Source organism: Serratia sp. ME47, assembly GCF_903970925.1.
GTDB lineage: Bacteria > Pseudomonadota > Gammaproteobacteria > Enterobacterales > Enterobacteriaceae > Serratia > Serratia ureilytica.
This window is the reverse complement of the sequence record NZ_CAJCKE010000002.1, coordinates 227,802-246,397: the sequence shown is the minus strand read 5'-3', so window position 1 is coordinate 246,397 and position 18,596 is coordinate 227,802. Positions and strand designations below refer to the sequence as shown.

18 protein-coding genes are annotated in these 18,596 nt (G+C 60.1%); 9 read left to right on the top strand and 9 right to left on the bottom strand.

What is annotated here, in order from left to right:
• Positions 1-239: 239 nt before the first annotated feature.
• Entirely contained in the window at positions 240-2,837 is a 2,598-nt protein-coding gene (gene acnB / locus H7A77_RS03340) for a bifunctional aconitate hydratase 2/2-methylisocitrate dehydratase (protein ID WP_033644692.1), read from the top strand.
• Positions 2,838-2,976: 139 nt separating this feature from the next.
• The gene (yacL, locus tag H7A77_RS03335; protein ID WP_117187623.1) at positions 2,977-3,339 is read left to right on the top strand and encodes a protein YacL; all 363 of its coding nucleotides are present in this window, start codon (positions 2,977-2,979) and stop codon (positions 3,337-3,339) included.
• Positions 3,340-3,371: 32 nt separating this feature from the next.
• On the opposite strand, the gene speD is transcribed toward yacL, so the two are convergent.
• The 3 genes from speD to H7A77_RS03320 all read right to left on the bottom strand — a co-directional run bounded on the left by speD (position 3,372) and on the right by H7A77_RS03320 (position 5,528).
• On the bottom strand, positions 3,372-4,166 hold the full coding sequence (gene speD / locus H7A77_RS03330) for an adenosylmethionine decarboxylase (protein WP_004937510.1): 795 nt from the start codon (positions 4,164-4,166) through the stop codon (positions 3,372-3,374).
• A gap of 27 nt (positions 4,167-4,193) precedes the next feature.
• The gene (speE, locus tag H7A77_RS03325) at positions 4,194-5,057 is read right to left on the bottom strand and encodes a polyamine aminopropyltransferase (RefSeq protein WP_016930071.1); all 864 of its coding nucleotides are present in this window, start codon (positions 5,055-5,057) and stop codon (positions 4,194-4,196) included.
• 123 nt (positions 5,058-5,180) lie between these two features.
• On the bottom strand, positions 5,181-5,528 hold the full coding sequence (locus H7A77_RS03320; RefSeq protein ID WP_033644927.1) for a YacC family pilotin-like protein: 348 nt from the start codon (positions 5,526-5,528) through the stop codon (positions 5,181-5,183).
• Positions 5,529-5,747: 219 nt separating this feature from the next.
• On the opposite strand from H7A77_RS03320, the gene cueO reads away from it, so the two are divergent.
• Both cueO and hpt read left to right on the top strand, forming a co-directional pair.
• Positions 5,748-7,424 (top strand): multicopper oxidase CueO, encoded by a 1,677-nt coding sequence (cueO, locus tag H7A77_RS03315; protein WP_182073817.1) that lies wholly within the window; start codon positions 5,748-5,750, stop codon positions 7,422-7,424.
• Positions 7,425-7,522: 98 nt separating this feature from the next.
• On the top strand, positions 7,523-8,059 hold the full coding sequence (hpt, locus tag H7A77_RS03310) for a hypoxanthine phosphoribosyltransferase (protein WP_048234659.1): 537 nt from the start codon (positions 7,523-7,525) through the stop codon (positions 8,057-8,059).
• A gap of 37 nt (positions 8,060-8,096) precedes the next feature.
• Here hpt and can read toward each other — a convergent pair whose 3' ends face one another.
• Complete coding sequence (gene can, locus H7A77_RS03305; protein WP_015379031.1) at positions 8,097-8,753, bottom strand: carbonate dehydratase; 657 nt, start codon at positions 8,751-8,753, stop codon at positions 8,097-8,099.
• A 211-nt stretch (positions 8,754-8,964) separates the two neighbouring features.
• Here can and H7A77_RS03300 point away from each other — a divergent pair, with 211 nt between their 5' ends.
• From H7A77_RS03300 to H7A77_RS03290, 3 genes are all read left to right on the top strand, one after another.
• On the top strand, positions 8,965-9,888 hold the full coding sequence (locus H7A77_RS03300) for an ABC transporter ATP-binding protein (RefSeq protein WP_033644695.1): 924 nt from the start codon (positions 8,965-8,967) through the stop codon (positions 9,886-9,888).
• On the top strand, positions 9,885-10,655 hold the full coding sequence (locus H7A77_RS03295; protein WP_033644696.1) for an ABC transporter permease: 771 nt from the start codon (positions 9,885-9,887) through the stop codon (positions 10,653-10,655). Before H7A77_RS03300 ends, H7A77_RS03295 begins: the two co-directional genes overlap by 4 nt.
• Before the next feature lie 177 nt (positions 10,656-10,832).
• Positions 10,833-12,110, top strand: coding sequence for a polysaccharide deacetylase family protein (locus H7A77_RS03290; RefSeq protein WP_033644697.1), 1,278 nt, complete (start codon positions 10,833-10,835; stop codon positions 12,108-12,110).
• A gap of 36 nt (positions 12,111-12,146) precedes the next feature.
• Here H7A77_RS03290 and panD read toward each other — a convergent pair whose 3' ends face one another.
• From panD to panB, 3 genes are all read right to left on the bottom strand, one after another.
• Complete coding sequence (gene panD / locus H7A77_RS03285; RefSeq protein ID WP_004937544.1) at positions 12,147-12,527, bottom strand: aspartate 1-decarboxylase; 381 nt, start codon at positions 12,525-12,527, stop codon at positions 12,147-12,149.
• Between the two features lie 145 nt (positions 12,528-12,672).
• Positions 12,673-13,527 (bottom strand): pantoate--beta-alanine ligase, encoded by an 855-nt coding sequence (panC, locus tag H7A77_RS03280; RefSeq protein WP_033651336.1) that lies wholly within the window; start codon positions 13,525-13,527, stop codon positions 12,673-12,675.
• Between the two features lie 23 nt (positions 13,528-13,550).
• On the bottom strand, positions 13,551-14,345 hold the full coding sequence (gene panB, locus H7A77_RS03275; protein WP_004937548.1) for a 3-methyl-2-oxobutanoate hydroxymethyltransferase: 795 nt from the start codon (positions 14,343-14,345) through the stop codon (positions 13,551-13,553).
• 166 nt (positions 14,346-14,511) lie between these two features.
• On the opposite strand from panB, the gene qseB reads away from it, so the two are divergent.
• Together qseB and qseC are read left to right on the top strand one after the other, a co-directional pair.
• A complete protein-coding gene (gene qseB / locus H7A77_RS03270) occupies positions 14,512-15,174 on the top strand; it encodes a quorum sensing response regulator transcription factor QseB (protein WP_033651337.1) in 663 nt (220 codons plus the stop codon).
• Positions 15,171-16,529, top strand: a complete 1,359-nt coding sequence (gene qseC, locus H7A77_RS03265; protein ID WP_042785354.1) for a quorum sensing histidine kinase QseC — start codon at positions 15,171-15,173, stop codon at positions 16,527-16,529. The genes qseB and qseC overlap by 4 nt, the downstream gene beginning before the upstream one ends.
• A 5-nt stretch (positions 16,530-16,534) precedes the next feature.
• On the opposite strand, the gene folK is transcribed toward qseC, so the two are convergent.
• Positions 16,535-17,035, bottom strand: coding sequence for a 2-amino-4-hydroxy-6-hydroxymethyldihydropteridine diphosphokinase (gene folK / locus H7A77_RS03260; protein ID WP_004937558.1), 501 nt, complete (start codon positions 17,033-17,035; stop codon positions 16,535-16,537).
• On the bottom strand, positions 17,035-18,582 hold the full coding sequence (gene pcnB, locus H7A77_RS03255) for a polynucleotide adenylyltransferase PcnB (RefSeq protein ID WP_182073849.1): 1,548 nt from the start codon (positions 18,580-18,582) through the stop codon (positions 17,035-17,037). Before pcnB ends, folK begins: the two co-directional genes overlap by 1 nt.
• Between the last annotated feature and the right edge of the window lie 14 nt (positions 18,583-18,596).

Below are 18,596 nucleotides of genomic sequence, written 5' to 3'. Positions count from 1 at the left end.
TACAGTCCAGGACATCGACAGCAGTGCCCCGTCAGGATAGATGGCATCAATATCGCCGTGCGCTCTACCCATCAGTCTTTCATGCTGTAACGCTGTTTGACCGTGCTTGTTTGCCCCAATCACCGTTTCGGGGCCTTTACGGGCCGATCGCCTAGCCACAGAGTGAAACCCAAAGGGTATAAACCCGGTTTGCATATACGCCAGGCACAATAAATGACAATGAGAGCGAGGAGAACGTCGTGCTAGAAGAATACCGTAAGCACGTAGCCGAGCGTGCTGCTGAGGGCATCGCCCCTAAGCCGCTAGACGCCACCCAAATGGCCGCGCTGGTCGAACTACTGAAGAATCCGCCAAAAGGCGAAGAAGAATTCCTGTTAGACCTGCTGATTAACCGTGTTCCACCGGGCGTCGACGAAGCCGCCTACGTCAAAGCAGGTTTCCTGGCGGCCATCGCCAAAGGTGAAGCGACATCCCCCCTGGTTACCCCCGAGAAAGCCATTGAACTGTTAGGCACCATGCAGGGCGGCTATAACATTCATCCGCTGATCGAAGCCCTGGACAACGAAAAGCTGGCGCCGATCGCCGCTAAAGCGCTGTCCCACACGCTGCTGATGTTCGACAACTTCTACGATGTAGAAGAGAAGGCGAAAGCTGGCAACGCGCACGCCAAGCAGATCATGCAGTCCTGGGCCGATGCCGAATGGTACCTGTCGCGCCCGGAGCTGGCGGAAAAGATCACCGTCACCGTGTTCAAAGTGACCGGCGAAACCAACACCGATGACCTGTCTCCGGCGCCGGACGCCTGGTCGCGCCCGGATATCCCGCTGCACGCGCTGGCGATGCTGAAAAACGAACGTGAAGGCATCGTGCCGGATCAGCCGGGCAGCGTCGGCCCGATCAAACAGATCGAGCTGCTGAACAAGAAAGGCTTCCCGCTGGCCTACGTCGGCGACGTGGTCGGCACCGGTTCCTCCCGTAAATCCGCCACCAACTCGGTGCTGTGGTTCATGGGCGACGACATCCCGCACGTGCCGAACAAGCGCGGCGGTGGCGTGGTGCTGGGCGGCAAGATTGCGCCTATCTTCTTCAACACCATGGAAGATGCCGGCGCCTTGCCGATCGAAGTGGACGTGTCCGAGCTGAACATGGGCGACGTGATCGACGTTTACCCGTACAAAGGTGAAGTGCGCAACCACGAAACCGGCGCGCTGATCGCCAACTTCGAGCTGAAAACCGACGTGCTGCTGGATGAAGTGCGTGCCGGCGGCCGTATCCCGCTGATCATCGGCCGCGGCCTGACCACCAAGGCGCGCGAAGCGCTCGGCCTGCCGCACAGCGACGTGTTCCGCATCGCCAAACCGGTAGCCGCCAGCAACAAAGGCTTCTCGCTGGCGCAGAAAATGGTCGGCCGCGCCTGCGGCGTCGCCGGCATTCGCCCTGGCGAATACTGCGAGCCGAAGATGACCTCCGTCGGCTCTCAGGACACCACCGGCCCGATGACCCGCGATGAGCTGAAAGACCTGGCCTGCCTCGGCTTCTCCGCCGATCTGGTCATGCAGTCGTTCTGCCACACCGCCGCGTACCCGAAACCGGTCGACGTGACCACGCACCACACGCTGCCTGACTTCATCATGAACCGCGGCGGCGTCTCGCTGCGCCCGGGCGACGGCGTGATCCACTCCTGGCTGAACCGCATGCTGCTGCCTGACACCGTCGGCACCGGCGGCGATTCCCACACCCGCTTCCCGATCGGCATCTCCTTCCCGGCCGGTTCCGGCCTGGTGGCGTTTGCCGCCGCGACCGGCGTGATGCCGCTGGATATGCCTGAGTCGGTGCTGGTGCGCTTCAAAGGCAAAATGCAGCCGGGCATCACCCTGCGCGATCTGGTGCACGCCATCCCTTACTACGCGATCCAGCAGGGTCTGCTGACCGTCGAGAAGAAGGGCAAGAAAAACATCTTCTCCGGCCGCATTCTGGAGATCGAAGGCCTGCCGGATCTGAAGGTCGAGCAGGCGTTTGAGCTGACCGATGCGTCCGCCGAACGTTCCGCCGCCGGTTGTACCATCAAGCTGGACAAGGCGCCGATTGAAGAGTACCTGAACTCCAACATCGTGCTGCTGAAGTGGATGATCTCCGAAGGCTACGGCGATCGCCGTACGCTGGAGCGCCGTATTCAGGGCATGGAAAAATGGCTGGCGGATCCGCAACTGCTGGAAGGCGATGCGGATGCGGAATACGCAGCGGTGATCGACATCGATCTGAACGAGATCAAAGAGCCGATCCTGTGCGCGCCGAACGATCCTGACGATGCGCGCCTGCTGTCTGACGTGGCCAACAGCAAAATCGATGAAGTGTTCATCGGTTCTTGCATGACCAACATCGGCCACTTCCGCGCGGCGGGCAAGCTGCTGGATCAGCACAAGGGCCAGCTGCCGACTCGTCTGTGGGTGGCGCCGCCAACCAAGATGGATGCGGCTCAGCTGACTGAAGAAGGCTACTACAGCGTCTTCGGCAAGAGCGGCGCGCGTATCGAGATCCCGGGCTGCTCGCTGTGCATGGGCAACCAGGCGCGCGTGGCGGACGGCGCGACGGTGGTCTCCACCTCAACCCGTAACTTCCCGAACCGTCTGGGTACCGGCGCCAACGTCTATCTGGCGTCTGCCGAACTGGCCGCGGTAGCGTCCCTGCTGGGCCGCCTGCCGACGCCGGACGAGTACCAGACCTATATGGCGCAGGTCGATAAGACGGCGGCGGATACCTACCGCTACCTGAACTTTGACCAGCTGGGCCAGTACACCGAAAAAGCCGACGGCGTGATCTTCCAAACCGCCGTGTAAGCCGCTATATTGCGCAACTGTTTAACGGGAGGCCTTGGCCTCCCGTTTTATTTTGCTCAGTTGCCAACTTTGCGAGCGCTCACTGAGTTAGTCCGCCATTTATGTTTACACTAAGAAAAAGGGCTCAGGAGGGCATGCTATGGATTACGAATTTCTGCGTGACGTCACCGGTCAGGTGATCGTCAGATTTTCGATGGGGCATGAAGCGATTGGCCACTGGATCAACGAAGAAGTCAAAGGCGATTTTAACCTGCTGGACCGCATTGAAGCCGGCGTGGCCGAGGTCAAAGGCAGCGAGCGCCAATGGCAGCTGGAAGGCCATGAATATACGCTGCTGATGGATGGTGAAGAAGTGATGATCCGCGCCAATCAGCTGGAGTTCGAGGGCGACGAAATGGAAGAGGGGATGAACTACTACGACGAAGAAAGCCTCTCATTCTGCGGCGTTGAGGATTTCCTGCTGGTGTTGAAGGCCTATCGTTCTTTCATGCTGAAGTACTAAGCATCAGGGCGCGGCGCGCCGCGCCCTTTCCATCACAGATGCGGAATATTGCGGCCGTAATAGATTTCCTGCATCTCTTTCCATAACAGATCGGTGATCTGCTTGCGTTCGGCTGCGCTCAACGCCTCCGGCTCCGCGTTAAACAGGTAGTGCTTCAGATCGAAATCCTTCAGCAACATCTTGGTATGGAAGATATTTTCCTGGTAAACGTTCACGTCCATCATGTGGTACAGCGCCTTGATGTCTTCCGACATAAAGTTCTGGATCGAATTGATCTCATGATCGATGTAATGTTTCACGCCGTTCACGTCGCGGGTAAAACCGCGCACGCGATAGTCCATGGTGACGATGTCGGATTCCAGCTGGTGAATTAAGTAGTTCAGCGCCTTGAGGGGCGAAATGACGCCGCAGGTCGAGACCTCGATATCGGCACGGAAGGTGCACAGCCCGCCTTCCGGATGGCTTTCCGGGTAGGTGTGCACGCAGATATGGCTCTTGTCCAGGTGCGCGACGACCGTATTCGGCAGCGGACCGGGGTGTTCCGACGTATCGACGTCTTTCGGATCGATCGGCTCTTCGCTGACCAGGATGGTGACGCTGGCGCCCTGCGGCTCGTAGTCCTGACGCGCGATGTTCAGAATATTGGCGCCGATGATCGAGCAGGTTTCGCTCAGGATCTCGGTCAGCCGGTTGGCGTTATATTGTTCGTCTATGTAGGCGATATAGCCGTCGCGATCGTCCGCGGTTTTGGCGTAACAAATATCGTAAATACAAAAACTCAGGCTCTTGGTCAGGTTGTTGAAGCCGTGCAGTTTTAGCTTATGCAATTTGGGCCACCTCCTTTATCTTCTCGCTTAACGTGTTACGTTCAGGGCATTGAGCAAATATTGCGGCAGGGCAAAGCTGCCGACGTGAATTGCCGGGTTGTAATAACGGCAGTGTAGGCCGCTTTGGTTAAAGCGCTGTTGCAGGGTTGGCAGATCGCGCTGGCGCAGCGCCGGGTTCTGGCTCGCCCAGGCGAAGGTCATGATGCCGCCGTAATAGGTCGGGATCGCCGCCTGATAGAAGCTGACGTCGCTAAAGTAGCGGCTCAGTTTGGCGTGGCTGTTGACCGCCTCGTCCTGCTGCAGGAAACAGACGCCGTTTTGCGCGACGAAAATGCCGCCCTCATTCAGGCAGCGGGCGCAGCCTTCATAAAACGCCGAGGTGAACAGGCTTTCGCCGGGGCCGATCGGATCGGTGCAGTCGGAGATGATCACATCGAACGTTTCGTCGGTTTGATTCACGAAGTTGACGCCGTCGTCAATCACCAGCTTGAAGCGCGGATCGTCATAGGCGCCGGCGCTGTGGTTGGGCAGGTACTGGCGGCAGAACTCGACGACGCCGGCGTCGATTTCGACCATGGTGATCTGCTCAACGCCAGGATGCCGGCTGACTTCGCGCAACATGCCGCCGTCGCCGCCGCCGATGATCAGCACTTTCTTCGCCTGGCCGTGCGCCAACAGCGGCACGTGGGTCAGCATTTCGTGATAGATGAACTCGTCACGCTCGGTGGTTTGCACCACGCCGTCGAGCGCCATCACGCGCCCCAGCACCGGGTTCTCGAAGATCACCAGATCCTGATGATCGGTCTTCTCGCGGTAAAGCACCTTCTCTACCGAAAAGTACTGGCCGAAGCCCGTATGCAGCGTTTCGTACCAAATTTCTTTCTGGGTCATGTGCGGGAAACTCCGTAATAACAGCCATGAAAAATCGGCGCAACATCATAGCTAACTCTGCCTGGCGATGCACGGTTGAATTTCAGACAGAGAGAGCGGAGGGCGGACGGGCGAGGGGGAAGATTAATTGGCGTAGGCCAGCAGGCTCAGGGAGTCGCGCGCCAGCGATTTGCACTTCTTGGGCGTTGGAATGGCGATGCCGCTCAGATCGCGATAGCTGTCTTCGCCCAGCGCCTTCATGTTAAAGCTGTTGTAGTTGCTCAAATCCCAGCGGTTTTGTTGCGCGAAATAGACGATGGCGCGCTTGATTTGCGCATTTGGCAAATCGTTGTAGCCGCAATCATTTTTCAAATAAATAAATACCGCCGTCAGATCGGCCAGATCTTCCGCCTCGGATTCATTCAGCGCCAGACTGGCGTTGGAGAAGCCCAGCATCGCCAGCAACAGCATCGTTAACGTTGTTTTTTTCATCATGAAATAGGCCTGTTTGTCGTCTGCAGACGTTACCACACTTGCCTGTAAAGGCACCAAATTTTATTGCTGACGGGCGCTGCCATAGCGCTCACCCACGGCGCGCTCTTGATTGTGAGGCATAGCTTAAAATACCGCCAGGAAAGGCTTGACCTTCCGCCTGGGGGAAGGTTTAGGCTGGCTGCGTTGAGTTATGTCACTGAGAAAAGGGAGTCAGCGATGTTACGCCGTGATTTTATTAAATTGACCGCTGCATTGGGCGCCGCGAGCGCATTGCCGTTATGGAGCCGGGCCGCCTTAGCGGCCGAGCGGCCGGCTCTGCCGGTGCCCCCGTTGTTAACGCCCGACGCGCAGGGAAAGATTGCGCTGGCGCTGCAGGCGGGGGAAACCCGCTGGTTGCCCGGCGCCGCCACCAAAACCTGGGGATTCAACGGCGCGCTGCTCGGGCCGGCGGTGAAGCTGCAGCGGGGTCAGCCGGTGACGGTCGATATCAAAAACCGCCTGGCGGAAGCCAGTACCGTCCACTGGCACGGCCTGGAAATCCCCGGCGACGTCGATGGCGGCCCGCAGGCGTTGATCCATCCCGGCGCAACGCGCACGGTGAATTTCACCGTCGATCAACCGGCGGCCACCTGCTGGTTCCACCCGCATACCCACGGTAAAACCGGCAGCCAGGTGATGATGGGGCTGGCGGGGCTGGTGCTGCTGGAAGACGATGAAAGCGCCAAACTGCCGCTGCCGAAAACCTGGGGGCAGGATGACATTCCGGTGATCCTGCAGGATAAGCGCTTGGGCAAAGATGCCCAGATCGAATATCGCCTGGACGTGATGAGCGCGGCGGTGGGTTGGTTTGGCGATCGCATGTTTACCAACGGCGCGCAGTACCCGCAACATCTGGCGCCGCGCGGTTGGCTGCGTCTGCGTTTTCTCAACGGTTGCAACGCCCGCTCGCTGAATCTGGCGGCCAGTGACAACCGTCCGCTGTATGTTATCGCCAGCGACGGCGGTTTCCTGGCTGAGCCGGTGAAGCTGACCGAGCTGCCGATGCTGATGGGCGAACGCTTTGAAGTGCTGGTCGATGCCTCCGACGGGAAAGCGTTCGACATCGTGACGTTGCCGGTGAAACAGATGGGTATGACGCTGGCGCCATTCGATCGGCCGCTGCGGGTGTTGCGCATTCAGCCGTCGTTGGCGCAGGGCATCAAAACCATGCCGGACAGCCTGGTGAAGCTGCCGACATTGCCTGCCACCGCCGGCATCCAGGAGCGTTGGCTGCAGCTGATGATGGATCCGCAGCTGGATATGCTCGGCATGCAGGCGCTGATGGATCGTTATGGTCATCAGGCGATGGCCGGCATGAGCATGAATCATGGCGCGACGGGCGCTGGAGACATGAAAGGTATGGACCACGGTAACATGAAGGGCATGGAGAAGGGCGGCATGCAGGGCATGGACCACGGCGACATGAGCAGCATGAAAGGCATGGATCATGGCAAGATGGCAGGGATGGATCATGGCGGCGCGCAGGGCAACGCCAAACCGTTCGACTTCAGCCACGGCAACATGATCAACGGCAAGGCCTTCGATATGACCAAACCGATGTTTGCCGCCAAACGGGGCCAGTATGAAAAGTGGACCATTTCCGGCGAGGGCGACATGATGCTGCACCCGTTCCACATTCACGGCACCCAGTTCCGTATTCTGTCGGAAAACGGCAAACCGCCGGCGGCGCATCGCAGCGGCTGGAAGGACACGGTGCGCGTCGAAGGTTGGCGCAGCGAAGTGCTGGTGCGTTTCGATCATCCGGCAAGCAGCGAACATGCGTATATGGCCCACTGCCACCTGTTGGAACACGAAGATACCGGCATGATGATGGGCTTTACCGTCGCCGATTGATCGCGGCCTATCGCTCAGGTGGCGGTGCGCTCGCGTCGCCACCGGCGAAAGGCTATGCTAAACTCTGCGCCTTTCTTCCGGCAACTGACCTGAATACTATGAAACACACTGTAGACGTAATGATTTCCGAGCAGGAAGTTAAGACCCGTATCGCCGAACTTGGCCGCCAGATCACCGAACATTACCGCGACAGCGGCAGTGACATGGTGCTGGTCGGGCTGCTGCGCGGCTCCTTCATGTTCATGGCCGATCTGTGCCGCGCGATTGACGTGCCGCATGAAGTCGACTTCATGACGGCTTCCAGCTACGGCAGCGGCATGTCCACCACTCGCGACGTGAAGATCCTCAAGGATTTGGACGAAGACATTCGCGGCAAAGACGTGCTGATCGTGGAAGACATCATCGATTCCGGCAACACGCTGAACAAAGTGCGCGAGATTTTGGCGCTGCGTGGGCCGAAATCGCTGGCGATTTGCACCTTGCTGGACAAGCCTGAGCGCCGTGAAGTGCAGGTGCCGGTCGAATATGTCGGCTTCTCGATCCCGGATGAGTTCGTGGTGGGGTATGGCATCGACTACGCCCAGCGCTACCGTCATCTGCCGTACGTCGGCAAAGTGGTGCTGCTGGACGAGTAATTGATGTGGGGCGCGGCCTGCCGCGCCCGCGGCGGGATTATACGCCTTTATCCTGCTTCAGTTTGGCTATCGCTTTGCGGTAGCCCATCTCCAGGCTCTCGCGGCTGGTCGCCAGCACTTCCATATCGCGCAGACGGCCGTCCTGAATGCCGTACACCCAGCCGTGGATCATCACCTTCTGGCCGCGTTTCCAGGCCGATTGCATGATGGTGGAGTGGCCCAGGTTGTATACCTGCTCAATGACGTTGATCTCGCACAGCATGTCGAAACGCTGTTCCGGCGGCAGCTCGCCCAGCAGCGAACTGTGCTTGTACCACAGATCGCGAATGTGCAGCAGCCAGTTGTCGATCAGCCCCAGCTCCGGGTTTTCCACCGCGGCCTGCACGCCGCCGCAGCCCAGGTGGCCGCAGATGATGATGTGTTCGACCTCCAGCACATCTACCGCATACTGCACCACCGACAGGCAGTTAAGATCGGTGTGGATAACGAGGTTCGCCACGTTGCGATGGACGAACAGTTCACCCGGCTCGAGGCCGGTCAGGCGTTCTGCGGGAACGCGGCTGTCAGAGCAACCAATCCATAAGAAGCGGGGCTTTTGCGCCTGGGCTAAACGTTCAAAAAAATCCGGGTCTTCCTGACTGATATTGGCCGACCAGGCCTGGTTGTTGGCGATAAGCTCTTCGATTTCTTTCATGGAGGTGATTGACCCGTAACGAACAGATTGCGTTGGGGTAATATAGGGTAAGCGTCACAATTTGGAAATCGGAACAGTGGTGCAACCTCATTTACCGCACGGATTCGACGCAGTGAAAACGCCGTCGATGCTAGGATTATTGTTATTGTTTCAAGCCTCGCAAACAGGGGGCGCGGCGGCATACTCATCGTTATAAGGTACTATTTTACATATGAATTATGCACTGGAATTAGCGCAGCTGACCAAGACTTACGCCGGTGGCGTCAAGGCGCTGCGCGGCATCGACCTGAGCGTCGAGGCGGGGGATTTTTATGCCCTGCTGGGGCCAAACGGCGCCGGAAAGTCCACCACCATCGGCATCATCAGCTCGCTGGTGAACAAAACCGCCGGCAGCGTGCGGGTGTTCGGTTACGACATCGATAAAGACATCGTCAACGCCAAACGCCAGCTTGGCCTGGTGCCGCAGGAGTTCAACTTCAACCCGTTTGAAACCGTATTGCAGATCGTGGTGAACCAGGCGGGTTACTATGGCGTCACGCGGCGTGAAGCGATGGCGCGCGCCGAAAAGTACCTCAATCAGCTGGACCTGTGGGGCAAGCGCAACGAGCGTGCTCGCATGCTGTCCGGCGGCATGAAGCGCCGTCTGATGATCGCCCGCGCGTTGATGCACCAACCAAAGCTGCTGATCCTCGATGAACCGACCGCCGGGGTGGATATCGAGCTGCGCCGCTCGATGTGGGGCTTCCTGAAAGAGCTGAACGCACAGGGCACCACCATCATCCTCACCACCCACTATTTGGAAGAGGCGGAGATGCTGTGCCGCAACATCGGCATCATCCAGAACGGGGAGCTGGTGGAAAACACCTCGATGAAGGGGCTGCTGGCCAAGCTCAAGTCGGAAACCTTTATCCTCGATCTGGCGGCGAAAAGCCCGCTGCCGAAGCTGGACGGTTACCGCAGCCGCCTGACGGATACCTCGACGCTGGAAGTGGAGGTGATGCGTGAACAGGGGCTGAACGGCCTGTTCGCCCAGCTGAGCGCGCAGGGCGTGCAGGTGCTGAGCATGCGCAACAAGGCGAACCGCCTGGAAGAGCTGTTTGTCACCCTGGTTAACGGCAATGGAGAGAAAGCATGACGCGTTTGTATTGGGTGGCCTTACAGAGCATCTGGGCCAAAGAGGTGAACCGCTTCGCGCGCATCTGGATCCAGACCCTGGTGCCGCCGGTGATCACCATGACGCTGTACTTCATCATCTTCGGCAATCTGATTGGTTCGCGCATCGGCGATATGCACGGCTTCAGCTACATGCAGTTCATCGTGCCCGGCCTTATCATGATGGCGGTGATCACCAACTCTTACGCCAACGTCGCGTCGTCGTTCTTCAGCGCCAAATTCCAGCGCAACATTGAGGAACTGCTGGTGGCGCCGGTGCCGACCCACGTGGTGATCGCCGGCTATGTCGGCGGCGGCGTGGCGCGCGGTATCTGCGTCGGCGTGCTGGTGACCATCATCTCGCTGTTCTTCGTGCCGCTGCAGGTGCACGCCTGGTGGGTGATTGCGCTGACGCTGTTGCTGACGGCGATCCTGTTCTCGCTGGCGGGGCTGATCAACGCGGTGTTCGCCACCACTTTCGACGACATCAGCCTGATCCCGACCTTCGTGTTGACGCCGCTCACTTACCTGGGCGGGGTGTTCTACTCGCTGTCGCTGCTGCCGCCGTTCTGGCAGGCGGTGTCGAAGCTGAACCCGATCGTCTATATGATCAGCGGTTTCCGCTACGGTTTCCTCGGCATCAACGACGTGCCGCTGGCGTTCACCATGGCGGTGCTGGTGGCGTTTATCACGGTGTTCTACCTGCTGTCCTGGTACCTGATCGAACGCGGCCGCGGCCTGCGCAGCTGATCCTGATGCGCCCTCGTTTTCCCGGCGGGGGCGCTTTTCCCGATTTGGCGCAGGCGGCGCGTAAATCAATAGAATCGCTCAAATAACCGCTAGTTCCCCGCTGTTCAAATCGTGCTATGCTGGCGCTCCACATTTCCTTCATTTTTGTCATTACGCACTCGTAAGCAGAACATCATCATGCGGCCTCAATACAAGTTGGCGACTGGGTTACTCGGCATTCTGATGTCGTTGGTTTCCCCTGTGAGCCTGGCGAATCTGCTGTCGGAAGACGGCGCGGTTAAATCTGAATACATGGAAGCGCAGCGCGACAGCGAAGTCTATTCGCTGGTGGGCGAGCATGTGATCCCGGTAGGGGAAGTGAAGCGCGGGCAACTGATCCAGGTGTTCCCGGCGGATGCGGAATACTACGAATTCAAATTCGGGCACGGCACCGGCTTTATCGATAAAGACGACGTGCGCGAGCTGAAGAAGTCGCGCAAGGTGCAAGACGATCTGGGCGAGCTGAACAAGCCGCTGACCAACCAGAATCTGATCACCCAAAAGGCGATCGACGTATACACCGCGGCGGACAAGGACAGCGAGGTCTTCGGCACGCTGGAAGGCAATCTGCGTTATCCGATCATCGGCAAGCTGAAGGATCGGCTGAACAATACCTGGTACGAGGTCAACATCGGCGATCGGCTGGGATTCGTCAATGAGCTGGACTGTGAGATCGATAACGGCATACCGGTGCTGACTTACCATCACCTGCTGAAAAACGAAGAGAACAAGCGCTTCCGCCATACTTCGACCACCACCTCAGACGTGGCGTTCAGCAACCAGATGACCTACCTCAAGCAGGCGGGCTACGACACCATTTCGCTGTATCAGCTGGAAGCCTACCTGAAGAATCAGATCAACCTGCCGGGCAAGGCGATCGTGCTGACCTTCGACGACGGGCTGAAATCGGTTTATCGCTACGCTTACCCGGTATTGAAGGATTACGGTTTCCGCGCAACGGCGTTCATCATCTCTTCGCGCATCAAGCGTCATCCGCAGAAATGGAACCCGGACTCGCTGCAGTTTATGAGCGTCTCGGAGCTTAAGCAGATTCAGGACGTGTTCGACGTGCAGTCGCACACCCACTTCCTGCATCGCACTGACGGCAATCGCCAGCCGATTTTGCTGAGCCGTTCGCTGCATAATATCGAGTTCGATTTTGAGCGCTCGCGCCGCGCGCTGTCGCAGTTCAACCCGCACGTGCTGTATCTGTCCTACCCGTTCGGCGGCTATAACCAGCGGGCTATCCAGGCGGCACAGGACGCCGGTTTCCATCTGGCGGTGACCACGGTGCAGGGCAAGGTGAAGCCGGGGGATAATCCCTATACGTTGAAGCGGCTGTATATTCTGCGCACCGACTCGATCCAGACCATGGCGGATCGGATAGCCAACAAGCCGGGCACGGTGGTGCAGTAAGGAAAAGAACGGGCGCGCGAGGCGCCCGTTTTACCGTCAGGCGACCTGAACCGGCACGGCTTTCGCCTTGCGCTGCAGGTTGTTGTCACCCTCGAAATAGGCGACCTTCGGGTGATGTTGGCGGGCGTCGGCGTCGGTCATTTGCACATAGGAGCAGATGATCAGTTTGTCGCCCACGCAGGCGCAGCGCGCGGCGGCGCCGTTGACCGAAATAATGCGCGAACCGCGCTCGGCGGCGATGGCGTAGGTGGAGAAGCGCTGGCCGTTATCCACGTTGTAGATATCGATCGCTTCATATTCCAGAATGCCGGCCGCTTCCAGGAAGTCCTGATCGATGGCGCAGGATCCTTCATAGTGCAAGTCAGCCTGAGTGACTTTGACGCGATGCAGCTTGCCTTGCAGCATAGTACGTATCATAGCTTTACCTAACTGAATATCGGCCTTCACAGGCGTTGGGGTTGAACATCTCTCCTGCATCCCTGCAATCTCTATCGTCACCGATCGTTCCGCCATTGTCTACCTATGGTCAGGGCGGCAGGATGACGACAGTATAAAAAATGACTTACAGCGTCAGGTCAACCTGCTGGTTGTCGATAAGCCGCGCTTTGCCCAGCCAGGCGGCCATCAGCACCACCGCCCGTTGGCTGTCCACCGTCAGCGGCTGCAGGCTGTCGGCATCGCGAATAAACAGCTCATCCGGCGTAAAGCCGGCGGCGCGCAGTTGCTCGGCGGTCTGTTCCAACAGCGTTTCGACATGGCGCTCGCCATTGGCCAGCTGCTGCGCCAGCGCGTTCATGATTTTGCTCAGCTGCGGCGCAACCTTGCGCTCTTCGGCGGTCAGGTAACCGTTGCGTGAACTGAGGGCCAGGCCGTCTTTGGCGCGCACGGTCGGCACGCCGACGATGTCGATGTCGTAACCCATGTCCGCCACCATTTTGCGGATCAGCGCCAATTGCTGGTAGTCCTTCTCGCCGAAACAGGCCAAATCAGGCTGCACCAGGTTGAACAGCTTGCTGACGATGGTGGAAACGCCGCGGAAGTGGCCCGGCCGGCTTGCGCCTTCCAGAATGGTGGAGATGCCCGGCACGTCGACATAGGTTTGCTGCTCCAGCCCGTGCGGATAGACCGCGGCCGGGGCCGGCGCGAACACCAGATCGACGCCGCGGCGGGTCAGCTTCTCGCTGTCTTCCTGCAGCGTGCGCGGGTAGCGCGCCAGATCGTCCGGGCGATCGAACTGCATCGGGTTGACGAAGACGCTCACCACCACCACGTCGGCGCGGGCGCGCGCTTCATCGACCAGCGTCATATGGCCGTCGTGCAGGTTGCCCATGGTCGGCACCAGTGCGATGCGCTTGCCTTCCTGGCGCCAGCGGCGGATCTGCTGACGCAGCAGCGGCAGGGTTTCGATAATAATCATTGGGTGACTCCTGGAACCATCGCTTAGTTAAAAGAGTGTTCAGCCGCCGGATAGAGGCCTTGCTCCACTTCCTGAATGTAGTGTTGCACCGCCGTGCGGATATCGCCGCTTTGCGCCAGGAAGTTCTTGGCGAATTTCGGCGTGTGGCCGCCGGTGATGCCGAAGGCGTCGTGCATCACCAGGATTTGGCCGTCGGTGCCGTTGCCGGCGCCGATGCCGATGACCGGAATGGAGAGCGCTTCGGTGATCTGGCGCGCCAGTTCGGTCGGCACGCACTCCAGCACCAGCAGCTGAATGCCGGCCAGCTCCAGATTCTGCGCGTCCTGCAGCAGCTGTTTGGCGGCCAGTTCGTCGCGCCCTTGCACCTTATAACCGCCGAACACGTTGACCGATTGCGGCGTCAGCCCCAGGTGGCCGCATACCGGCACCGCGCGTTCGGCGAGCATTTTCACCGTGTCGCACAGCCAGCTGCCGCCTTCCAGTTTCACCATGTTGGCGCCGGCGCGCATCAGCTCGGCGGCGTTGGCGAAGGTCTGTTCCGGGGTGGCGTAACTCATGAACGGCAAATCGGCCAGCAACAGGCAGGCCGGCGCGCCGCGGCGCACGGCGCGCGTGTGATAGGCGACGTCGGCGACGGTGACCGGCAGCGTGGAGTCGTGGCCCTGCAGCGTCATGCCCAGCGAATCGCCCACCAACAGGACTTTAATGCCTTGCTCTTCAAACAGCTTGGCAAAGCTGGCATCGTAGGCGGTAAGGGTAGCAAACTTGCGTTGCTCCTGTTTCCACTGGCGCAAATGGGTCACGGTGGTGGGTTTCATCACAACGTCTCCTGAAACGGGCCGTGCGGCTTACGCAGGCCCAGGCTGCAAAAAAGTGCAGCCATTCTACTGTAACCCTATCGGGGTGGGTAGCGCGGATCGCCATGCTTAAGCGGTTCTTAAGAACCTTGTGGTGCAATGGCGTCATGACTCAAAAGGGATACTCATGCGAATTCTGCTGATCGAAGATGACAAACTGATCGGGGACGGCATCAAGGCCGGGCTGACCAAACTCGGCTTCAATCTGGACTGGTTCACCGACGGCGCGGTTGGTAAAAACGCCCTGGGCAGCGCGCCGTATGACGCGGTGATCCTCGATCTCAGCCTGCCGGGCCTCGATGGACTGGATCTCCTGCGCCAGTGGCGCCAGGCCGGGCAGGATGTGCCGGTGCTGATCCTTACCGCCCGCGATGCGTTGGAGCAACGGGTCAGCGGGTTGCAAAGCGGCGCCGACGACTATCTGTGCAAACCGTTCGCGCTGGCCGAAGTGGCGGCGCGCCTGCAGGCGCTGATCCGCCGTCGTCACGGCCAACTGATGCCACAGCTGACGCACGGCAACGTGGTGTTCGACAGCGCCACCCGCAGCGTGAGCTGCAACGGCGAACCGGTGACGCTGACGCCGCGCGAATTGGCGGTGCTGGAGCTGTTTCTGCACAACAAAGGGCGCGTGTTGGCGCGGCCGTTGATCCAGGAGAAGCTGTACAACTGGGACGACGAGGTGAGCAGCAACGCGGTGGAGGTGCATATTCACCACCTGCGGCGCAAGCTGGGCAACGGCTTCATCCGTACTATCCACGGTGTGGGCTATACGCTGGGGGATGCCCCGTGAAGCGCCTCAGCCTGCGGCTGCGTCTGATCCTGATTTTCAGCCTGCTGGCGCTGCTGACCTGGTGCACTGCCAGCGTGGTGGCCTGGGTGATGTCGCGCAATACCATCAACGAAGTGTTCGACACCCAGCAGATGCTGTTCGCCAAGCGGCTGGCGACCGCTAACCTCGGCGATCTGCTGGCCGATGAAAGCGCGCGCAGCCTGCCGAAAACCAAGAAGCTGGTGCATCATGGCAAACGGGGCGAGCAAGATGATGACGCGCTGGCGTTCGCCATCTTCGATCGCCAAGGCAAGATGCTGCTCAACGACGGCGAGAACGGTGCCGACTTCCTGTTTGACGGGGAGCGTGAAGGTTTTACCGACGGCGAACGCAAAGGCGATGACGACAGTTGGCGCCTGGTATGGTTGACCAGCCCCGACGGGCGCTACCGCATCGTGGTCGGCCAGGAGTGGGATTACCGGCGCGATATGGCGCTGGGCATGGTGACTGGCCAGCTGGTGCCCTGGCTGGCGACGCTGCCGGTGCTGATGCTGCTGATCGCGCTGATGGTTGGGCGCGAGCTGCGGCCGCTGCGTGCGGTAGCCGCCGGTTTGCGCCGGCGCGCGCCCGATGACGCCACGCCGCTGGATGCGCGCCAGGTGCCAACCGAGGTGCGCCCGCTGGTGGATGCGCTCAACGCGCTGTTCGCCCGCATCAATGCGCTGCTGGTGCGGGAGCGGCGTTTCACCTCCGATGCCGCGCACGAATTGCGCAGCCCGCTGGCGGCATTGCGGGTGCAGACCGAAGTGGTGCAGTTGGCGGGGGACGATGCGCCGATGCGCGAGCACGCGCTGGACAATCTGACGGTCGGCATCGATCGCGCCACCCGGCTGGTGGATCAGCTGTTGACGCTGTCGCGGCTGGATTCGCTGTCGGATCTGGCCGAGCTGGCGCCCATTGACTGGAACGAACTGGTGATGATGACCCTGGCGGAACAGGATCGGCTGGCTCATGCGGCGGGCGTGACGCTGCGTTATGAACAGCAGGGAACGCCGCCGGTGCGTCAGGGGCAGACCTTGCTGCTGTCACTGTTATTGCGCAACTTGCTGGACAACGCGGTGCGTTACACCCCGCAGGGCGGCGCGGTCACCGTGACGTTGAGCGAGCGCTCGCTGACGGTAGAGGATGAGGGGCCGGGGGTGACGACAGAGCATCTGGCGCGGTTGGGGGAACGCTTCTATCGCCCGCCGGGACAGGAGCAAACCGGCAGCGGGCTGGGGTTATCGATCGTGCAGCGTATCGCCGGCTTGCATGGTTTACAGGTCAGTTTCGCCAATCGCCCGACAGGCGGGTTCGTCGCGCGGCTGGCGCTGTAGGCGGGTCAGGATTTCGGTTTTGGCGAGTGCCACAGCGCCATGCCGTTTTCCGGCACGCGCTTGAGGCAGCTGGCGAGCGGTTCGCCATCGGGGAAAATCAGATCGGGGGCGATTTCCGCCAGCGGGTAGAGCATGAATTCGCGCTCTTTCAGGCCATAATGCGGTACGGTCAGGCGATCGGTATGGATCACCTTGTCGCCGTACAGCATGATGTCCAGATCGAGCGTGCGCGGCCCCCAGCGTTCATCCTTGCGCACGCGCCCCTGATTGCGTTCTATCGCCTGGGTATGGTCGAGCAGCTGTTCGGGCGGCAACAGGGTATCCAGCGCCACCACCGCGTTGAGAAAGTCCGGCTGGTTTTGCGGCCCCAGCGGCTTGGTGCGGTAAAACGAAGAACAGGTGACCAGCCGGGTGCGCGGGAGATGCTCCAGCGCCTCCAGCGCGGCGTTAACCTGTTGCAGCGGCTGCGCCAGGTTGCTGCCCAGCGCGATATAAACGCGGATCATTATGCCCCTTCTTTACGCGGTGCCCGGCGACGAGGACGGCGTTGACGCGCGCGACGCGGCGCCGGATCGTCACCCAGGGTGCTCAACATGGCTTTCTGCCGCGCCGGCGTGGCGTCCTGGAACTCACCCCACCACTCGGCCAGACGCAGCATCTCCTGATTGTCTTCCACTTCCGCACGCAGCGCCAGCAAATCATAGGCGGCGCGGAATTTCGGATGTTCCATCAGTTTGTGCGCGCGTTTGCCCTGACGACGAGACAGGCGCAGCTGCAGCTGCCAGATATCGCGCACCAGCGTGGTAATGCGTTTCGGGATCGCCAGCGAGCGGCACTGCTCGTCGAGCACATCGTTCATCGCCAGCGCGAAGGCGTCGTAGTACGCCAGGCCGCTTTCCTGCGCCAGTTTCTGCGCGTGCTCCAGCAGCGGGTACCACAGCATGGCGGCAAACAGGAAGGCCGGATTGACGCGCATGTCGTTCTGCAGGCGATGATCGGTGTTCTTCAGCACCTGCACCAGAATGCGCTCCATCGGCGTATCGTGGTTCGGCGTGAAGTTGCGGGCGATCAGCGGGAATAGCGGTTGGAACAGCTGATATTCGCATAGCTTCAGGTAGGTCTGGAAACCGTAACCCGCCTGCAGCAGCTTGAGGGATTCTTCGAACAGACGCGCCGGTGGGATCTCATGCAGCAGCGAAGCCAGACGCGGGATCGGCTCGGCGGTCTCTTCACTGATGCGCATATCCAGCTTGGCGGCGAAGCGCACCGCGCGCAGCATGCGCACCGGATCTTCGCGGTAACGGGTTTCCGGATCGCCGATCAGGCGGATCACGCCTTGTTTCAGATCGTTCAGGCCGCCGACGTAATCGCGCAGGGTGAAATCCGCCACGCCGTAGTACAGGCTGTTGATGGTGAAATCACGGCGCTGGGCGTCTTCCTCGATCGAACCGAAGATGTTGTCGCGCAGCAGCATGCCGTTTTGCGCCTGCTGGGAGGAATTCTTGTCGGATTCCTGATTCTGTTCGTGGTGACCGCGGAAGGTGGCCACTTCGATGATCTCCGGCCCGAACATCACGTGCGCCAGACGGAAGCGGCGGCCGACCAGGCGGCAGTTGCGGAACAGCTTGCGCACTTGCTCCGGCGTGGCGTTGGTGGTGATGTCGAAGTCTTTCGGCTTTTTGCCGAGCAACAGATCGCGCACCCCGCCGCCGACCAGATAAGCCTCGTAGCCTGACTTGTTCAGGCGATAAAGCACTTTCAGCGCATTCTCGCTGATGTCTTTGCGCGAAATCGAGTGTTGTTCGCGCGGGATCACGGTCATCGAGTCGTTGCTCTCGGCGAGGGGGAAAGGCGGACGCTTGCGCGGCGTTGAGCGGCGGGCAGGGGCGTTGCTGCCGTTATCGGCGGCGCGCGGCTGCGGCGCAGGGCGGCTTGGCGCCGCGGCACGCTCTTCGCGGACTACGTTTTTATCGCCGGCCGCCGCGTCGTCGCGGGGCAGCTTGTCATCGCGGGTCATTACCTTACGACAGAAGTTGGCTACTCGGGTAAAAATGGTACACCTCGATA